Genomic DNA, 1,837 nt, shown 5'->3' on the forward strand with positions numbered 1-1,837 from the left:
TTTGTCACCGCCCTACACACCCCAAGACGCGCATCGCCTTCGCGGCACCCACGCACAAGACCGCCGACGACATTCGCGACCGTTTGAACGCCGCCGCGGGCGGGGTCGTCGCGAAGGTCTGGCGCGGTGCGGGTGCTGGCGTTTCAGATCAGGAGGGCGGCGCCATGTGCCGCGTCCCGGCCCTGGTCGCGCGCGTACAGCAGGCCGGCGGTGGCATCCGTGACGTCTGCGGTGGTCCGAAAAGCGGATGGTGTCGTCATCATCCTGCTCGCCCCGGGATCGTTGCAGAGGATGCATGCGCCTACCGCAGCCAGGCGGATGCGCGCATCGCGGTCTGGATCATGCCGCATGCGATGCTGACGAGCGCTCCGCCACCAGAATTGCCCGCCTTCGACATGCTGATCATCGACGAGGCCCCGTGGCTTTCGTCATTCGGCGGCCTCGCATCGCCTGTGCGGATACCGCTGCCCGAGTTGGTGCGACCGCGTATCCTCGGCGGCCCTGAGGGCGTGCACACGCTGCTCTACCGGTCGACGGTCGCGATGCTTGAGCGGGCGCTGGAAGGCCAGGGAGGGCTCTTGAAGCGTGCCGCCCTGGTCGAGGCAGGCCTAACTGTTTGGCGGGCTCGCACCTTTGCCGGTCAGATCTGGTGGGCGAAGAGTGCGCTCCCGATCCATAGGGATCTGCCCGAACAGGACGCCATCGCGGCGATCGATCAGGTCGCGCTCAGCGTCGCACCGGTGGCGATGCTCGCCCGTGCATGGACCCTGCTGGCTGATTTCCTGGACAGCGGCGAGGACGTGGCCCCCCGGACCCTGGAGGTCACACAGAATGAGGCCGGGGAGCGACATCTCCGGTTGCGGTGGCGCGAGCCCTTCCATGATGGGTGGATCGCCGGCCCGGTGATCTGCCTTGATGCGACGCCGGAGGCCGAGGTGAGCCGCCTATGGCTGCCCGACCTTGCGATCCTGACGAACGCGCAGGCGCGTGAGACAGCCGTGCACCGGGTCCAGATCGTCGATCGCCAGAACGGGAAGACCAGTTGGCTCGGGGCGAACGAAGAGCGAGCCGGCGAACGCGCAGTGAAGCTGCGCAGCCTGCGCCGCTTCATCGAGATCCAGGCCTTCCGGCATCGCGGTCGCGGCGCCGGTGGCGGCCCGGACATCGCCGTCGTGACATACAAAGGGTTGGCTCAGAAACTTAGCGCGAGCGCGCCGCCGAACGTCGTCGTCGGGCACTTCAACGCCCTTCGCGGCTTCGACGGGTGGTCTGCCGTCGCGGCGATCATCGTCATCGGACGGCCGCTGCCGCCGCCGCGGGACGTTGCGATCATGGCTGCGGTCGGCTCGGGCAAGCTCGGAACCTATTCGACGGAGACATACAAACGCGATGTACCGGCTGCGATCACCATGCGCGACGGCACGGGTCGGCGGGTTCAGACGCTTGCTCATCCCGATCCGCTCGCGGACGCATTCCGCAGGCAGGTTCTTACCGAAGTCGAGCAAGCCGAAGGCCGCGCCCGCGGCGTCCGGCGCTCGGATGCATCTCCGCTCCTTTCCTATGTCCTCACGGCGCAGCCGACGACACTTGCTGTCGACGAGGCGCTGACGCAGTCGGATGTGCTCGACGATATCGATCTCGTCGCATTGCTTGCAGCACGAGGGATTGTCCCGAACAACGCTGCCGACGCCGGTAGCGTTCTTGGAGACGAAGTCGGCGAAGCGGCTCAAAAAGCCGACAACGTTCGGAAGCGCCTCTCGCGATCGGGGCAGTCGGGCATTCTGGCGCGGCTCGTCACGGGCACTGGACCCGAGCACCGCGAAAGTGTGACCGGTCC

The 1,837-nt window shown here is 67.1% G+C and carries 1 protein-coding gene; it reads left to right on the plus strand.

Annotation, left to right across the window (positions count from 1 at the left end; genetic code table 11):
- The coding region (locus tag MFF13_RS25815) for a DEAD/DEAH box helicase family protein (RefSeq protein WP_238273339.1) at positions 1-1,837 on the plus strand (1,837 nt) is incomplete at both ends.

Origin of the sequence: Methylobacterium cerastii (assembly GCF_022179125.1) — a bacterium.
Lineage (GTDB): Bacteria > Pseudomonadota > Alphaproteobacteria > Rhizobiales > Beijerinckiaceae > Methylobacterium > Methylobacterium cerastii.